Source organism: uncultured Ruegeria sp., assembly GCF_947504215.1.
Classification (GTDB): Bacteria; Pseudomonadota; Alphaproteobacteria; order Rhodobacterales; family Rhodobacteraceae; genus Ruegeria.
This window is the reverse complement of sequence record NZ_CANNGO010000029.1, coordinates 1-4,617: the sequence shown is the minus strand read 5'-3', so window position 1 is coordinate 4,617 and position 4,617 is coordinate 1. Positions and strand designations below refer to the sequence as shown.

General features: G+C 50.1%; 6 protein-coding genes and 1 pseudogene. 3 read left to right on the top strand and 4 right to left on the bottom strand.

Translation table 11 applies throughout. The annotated features are described in order from the left end of the window. Nucleotides 1-255: 255 nt before the first annotated feature. Nucleotides 256-621: a MerR family transcriptional regulator gene (locus Q1B21_RS22245; protein ID WP_299893248.1), complete on the top strand. Its 366-nt coding sequence runs from the start codon at nucleotides 256-258 to the stop codon at nucleotides 619-621. Beyond that, the gene (locus tag Q1B21_RS22240) at nucleotides 618-1,328 is read left to right on the top strand and encodes a transporter substrate-binding domain-containing protein (protein ID WP_299893246.1); all 711 of its coding nucleotides are present in this window, start codon (nucleotides 618-620) and stop codon (nucleotides 1,326-1,328) included. Before Q1B21_RS22245 ends, Q1B21_RS22240 begins: the two co-directional genes overlap by 4 nt. Before the next feature lie 463 nt (nucleotides 1,329-1,791). Here the strand turns inward: Q1B21_RS22240 and Q1B21_RS22235 are convergent, their stop codons facing one another. Both Q1B21_RS22235 and Q1B21_RS22230 read right to left on the bottom strand, forming a co-directional pair. Continuing rightward, the gene (locus Q1B21_RS22235) at nucleotides 1,792-2,319 is read right to left on the bottom strand and encodes a hypothetical protein (RefSeq protein WP_299893244.1); all 528 of its coding nucleotides are present in this window, start codon (nucleotides 2,317-2,319) and stop codon (nucleotides 1,792-1,794) included. Between the two features lie 219 nt (nucleotides 2,320-2,538). After that, entirely contained in the window at nucleotides 2,539-3,111 is a 573-nt protein-coding gene (locus tag Q1B21_RS22230; RefSeq protein ID WP_299893242.1) for a hypothetical protein, read from the bottom strand. A gap of 441 nt (nucleotides 3,112-3,552) precedes the next feature. Here Q1B21_RS22230 and Q1B21_RS22225 point away from each other — a divergent pair, with 441 nt between their 5' ends. Further along, nucleotides 3,553-4,053: a hypothetical protein gene (locus Q1B21_RS22225; RefSeq protein ID WP_299893241.1), complete on the top strand. Its 501-nt coding sequence runs from the start codon at nucleotides 3,553-3,555 to the stop codon at nucleotides 4,051-4,053. Between the two features lie 93 nt (nucleotides 4,054-4,146). Here the strand turns inward: Q1B21_RS22225 and Q1B21_RS22220 are convergent. Together Q1B21_RS22220 and Q1B21_RS22215 are read right to left on the bottom strand one after the other, a co-directional pair. Then, nucleotides 4,147-4,416 (bottom strand): annotated as a pseudogene (locus Q1B21_RS22220) (integrase core domain-containing protein); the annotation flags it as partial. Beyond that, the coding region (locus Q1B21_RS22215; protein WP_299893250.1) for a hypothetical protein at nucleotides 4,376-4,617 on the bottom strand (242 nt) is incomplete at its 5' end. The gene Q1B21_RS22215 and the pseudogene Q1B21_RS22220, both read right to left, overlap by 41 nt.

Here is a 4,617-nt window from a genome sequence, read left to right as displayed (position 1 = left end):
TCGCTCAAGTGATGAAGTTGAGTATTTGGCCCAAAACCTTCGCTGATTGCGACTTAGATGCCGACAGCTTTGTCCGCGTTGCTGACCTTGATGCCGTCTGAATCGACTCGATGGCCTACCGAAACCGTCAGATGACCGGTTCGAGCCATTAGCAACGGTTGCTGCACGATGCACGAAGGTCAGCTTTTCAAAGATCGCTATTGACTTAGAGTTACTCTAACCCGCTACCCAATGGTGAGAGGAGCACTTGCGAAGATGAGAATTGCTGAAGCTGTGGAAGCCTGTGGGCTATCCGCACATACGATAAGATTCTACGAGAAATCGGGAATGCTGCCAGAGATCGAACGTGGTGCCGATGGGCACCGTCGGTTCACACCTCGTTTGATCGAGTGGCTGACTCTGCTCTACTGGCTGCGCGAAACTGGCATGTCACTTAAGCAAATGCGTCGGTTCACGACTCTTGCCAAAGCAGGCGATGCCGGTATCGAAGAACGCCGCCAAATCCTGTTGGATCACGCGGCAACGCTGAAGGCAAAACGCGCAACGCTCGAAAAATGCGAAAGCATCCTTGCCATCAAGATCGCCAGCTATGGCCCGGACAACAAGGAGGATGACCCATGAAGTTTGCCTACCTGATCGAACCGCCATTCAACTATGTCGATGCTTCAGGCTGCGTCACGGGTTGCGATGTTGAACTCGCCCGGTATGTGTTTGCGGAAATTGGCATTGCAGATTTTGAACCGGTAGAAACGGAATTTGCAGAACTTTTACCCGGTGTCGCAGATGGCCGATGGCGCATGACGACGGGCCTATTTGGAACTGATGAGCGCAGGAAGAGCGCATTGTTCAGCCGCCCGATCTGGGCGCTACCCGACGGGCTGCTGGTTGCTAGGGGCAATCAGTTAGGTTTGGGCGGTTATCAATCGATTGCCGACAACTCTGAGGTCCGGATAGCGGTTATCCGCGACCAGTTTCAGCATCGTTCGGCGGTCGAATTTGGCGTCAGTGCAGACCGGATTGTGATTTTCGAAACCTATACCGAAGCCGCTCAAGCTGTTCGCCAAGCCACTGTCGACGCCTACGCTAGCGTCGGTCGAGCGCATGGCGGCTTTATCGAGCAGAACCCGGAATGGGGGCTGGAACTGATCCTTGTGCCAAATTCGGAAAAACCTCCTGCGTTTGGGTCATTCGCTTTTGGTTTGAACGACACAGAGCTTCTGAATGAAGTCGATGCAGCTCTTTCGCGATTCCTCGGGACCGATGCCCACCGGAAGATGGTCGCTTCTTTTGGTTTCTCTACTGCCGAAGTTGATATGGTGGCTGTCTGAAACGTCGAAAGCTGACTTTGGCCGCGGCACGCAAAGTCCTGCCCTTCCGCATCGATACTGCCCAAATACCTTGAAACGAGCCCAGGGGCCCAGTGCTGCCCGATGCGCGAATGGTGGCTTTTGAGAGGCTTCTACAAAAGTTGCTTGACCTCCATCGCAATGTTGCAAGCTAACAGTTCAGCAAAGAACAATAGAAGGGTGTTGTGTCTCGACCGTTTGCGAAAAGCCACTTTTGCTGTGGCACTACACCCACAATGTGTGAAACACATTCTTCACCAGACCTATGCCGGCAAGCTCCCAGTCCGCCATCTTGCTGACCACCTGATGGGTCCCATCTTCAAAACCTTGCAGATGAAAGATCAGGGGATGTCCATTCCATCAGAAATCAACTCAACCGATGCTGCCTTACGAAAACTTTGCGACAGAGCCGGAGAACACTGCCCAGCCGAACCCACCTTTGAAGTCATTTTGGGTCATTTGGATTTAGGATGTAATCTAAAGGGTTACCTGTGGCCAAATTTGCGACGTCTCCAAGACAGATAAAACAGTCGTCAATTACGATGTATGCCTGATCAATCTCGGTGATTTCCTCGCCCTCGATAAGTTTGTACCCGAACATGAAATCGTCATCTGATGCCCTTGGGTTTGTCAGTTCGACGATCAATGAAACGGGATTGCCATTTTGCTGGCCAACAAGAGCGGCGTTTGGTGGATCAGAAGCAAAGCTATCGTCTCCCTCGCTCCAGATTTTTACCAGATGTTCACTTGGGATGGCTGCGGCGGCTCGGTGCGGCCGATCCGTGAACATAATGAGGTTCTTGTCGGCGCCCACCAGCGTGAGCACACCGTCGGACATCGCGGCCTTGTCGCTGTGCTGTACAAGGAGAACGCTTTCCGCAGACGTAAAGTCTTGGGATGAGTCCGCGATTGCTGCGGTTCCAAAGCCAACTGTGGCAATCGCGATGGAAAAAAGTTTGATGTTCTGATTCATTTTTTGATCCTAGATAAAAGCATCCTGAGAACAGAGTGTTTGCTTTGGTTTGCGTAAGAAGGTCTATTGTCTCCTGAGTTACGATAGGTGATATCGTTCAAACTGTTCATTAGAATCCTCCGATCGCTGATTGCGCGACAGCCAACTGCCTTTAACGAATTCTTCATCTGCGTATGAAATTTTTCGTTAAAAACCGGTTAGCCTGCTCTAAGGGGCAGGCTAGTTGCCGGTTACCTCAGCCCCATCAGTATCAATCGTAACTGCTGTTGAAATTTGGCTGCTGCCCGTTGCACCGGCGCCCACCATATCATTCGCGAACCCTTGGGCCCAGAGAGTCCAAGTAGAACCGTCTATCACCACGTAGGGGTTTTCGATTGAAGTTTGTTCGTCACCTTTGATGACCTTGTATTGATAACTCATCGCACCATCGCTAAGCGCTGGGTCTGTTATCTCGACAATCAAGGAAACGGGTTTCCCATCTTCGGTTTCGCCGACCAGTGCGGCATTCGGCGGATCGGCGGCAAAACTATCGTCCCCTTCTCCCCATCTCGTTACAAGCTCAGACACCGGTATTGTGGATGCAGCCCGATGAGGTCGATCAGTAAACACGACGATGCTGTTGTCCGCGCCCTCCAGTGTAAGTGTTGTGCCTGCAAACGTCGCCATATCTGCATGCTGAACAAACAAAAAGCTTTCAGGTGCAGTCTTGTCCTCTGATGTTTGCGCCAAGCCCGCGGTCGCGATCATACCTGTCATCATTGCTGTTCCGAGAATTCTTGCTGTCGTTATCATCTCATACTCCCTAAGCGGCTTGCTGCATCTGGGTAAATTCAAGCAGACCATTACACGAAGAACATGGTTCTTAAGACATGTTCGCTCTTTTTAAGTTTGCGTGCGCCATCACGCGTTTCAAGAGACATGGAACAGTCTTAACCAAACAACCACAAAGTGAAATCGAAATCATGTGAAACCGGCTGAGTGATCTTTCAATTCTCGTCAGTAAATCAGCGCACGGCGTCAAACATCTCGTTTCTTCGCCCAACTTCGGGTATTAGTTTACATTTCTGGGGCGAATTAATCACTCTTAACGAAACGCAAAGATTGAAGCCGAGTCAGATTGCATAATATCGTCTGGTTACACATGGGAAACTGCGTTTTAGCGGAGTTGCTGCATGTATGTCGCCCTTCTGCATTAGAACGACGTCAATTCTGAATGACGACGACGATGAAACAATGGAATCTTCACGCGGGAGCAAAAACTTCAAGAAAGAACTATTCTCTACAGCGCTAATAGGGATTCTATTGGCAACTTTGGCTATGGCCGAAGATACAGATAAGAAAACCTACCTATTTGTTGAATCCGCAAACAAAGCTGAACTCGCAGATGGAAAACTTGTTCTGTACGGTGTCGATGATGAAGTGTCGGTGTTTTCTGACCAACCCTACCGGAGCGCAGGCGTCATAACACGCGACCACTTCTTTGATGTCTGGAGCACTGGCCAAAACAGTTTTGACGCAAACCCACCAAACGCCGCGTTGTCAGGTGAGGTTGATGGCAAATCCCAAGTGGTAATCATCGAAATCTCGTCACCTGAGGTCACTGTCGACAAAGTTTCATACAGCTACAATTTAATCCAGGGGGATGAGATTCCATCACTGGATAATGTGGTAATGTTCATCGACAGTTGGTCTTGGCGCGAACCTTACACCGGTCCAGATGGTAGTTTGCCATAAAGAAGAGCCAGTCGAAGATTGTTTGAAATTCCGCCACCCAAACATAATTTGCGCTGCGTGTAACCTGGACGAACCCGCGGGACACTTTTCGGGTTATTGTAGATTGTCTCTAAGAGCTTCGTAAGGTGTCTGGCCGTTGTGCGCGACATGTGGCCCTGCGAAGTTGTAAAACCGCTCCCATTCATCGAGTTTGGCATCGAGATCTACGTCGCCCTTATAATTGAGAAGCTGATAGAATTCTTGTTGATCGGACCGGTGAGATCGCTCCACTTTCCCGTTGAGTTGTGGCGTTCCATGTTTGATGTAGGCGTGTCGAATGCCCTTATCTTTGACATGCCAATGAAATTTGGCTTGGAATTCGTGACTTGCTCTGAAAGAAGACATTCGTGCATGCGCAGCGAAGTGTCGCTTTGTCCGCGTTGCTGACCTTGATGCCATCTGAACCGGCCCGGTGGCCTACTGAAATTGTCAGATGACCGGTCTGAGCTGTGGTTTCAACTGATCGCCGCAACACAGGTTTCAAATTTCTCTGCTGGTGTTTGGTATTGCAAGGTTTTTCGAGGC

Excerpts from the sequence above, each read along its gene's own strand:
- Q1B21_RS22245 (WP_299893248.1), top strand. The coding sequence starts at position 256 with ATGAGAATTGCTGAAGCTGTGGAAGCCTGTGGGCTATCCGCACATACG.
- Q1B21_RS22240 (WP_299893246.1), top strand. The coding sequence starts at position 618 with ATGAAGTTTGCCTACCTGATCGAACCGCCATTCAACTATGTCGATGCT.
- Q1B21_RS22235 (WP_299893244.1), bottom strand. The coding sequence starts at position 2,319 with ATGAATCAGAACATCAAACTTTTTTCCATCGCGATTGCCACAGTTGGC.
- Q1B21_RS22230 (WP_299893242.1), bottom strand. The coding sequence starts at position 3,111 with ATGATAACGACAGCAAGAATTCTCGGAACAGCAATGATGACAGGTATG.
- Q1B21_RS22225 (WP_299893241.1), top strand. The coding sequence starts at position 3,553 with ATGGAATCTTCACGCGGGAGCAAAAACTTCAAGAAAGAACTATTCTCT.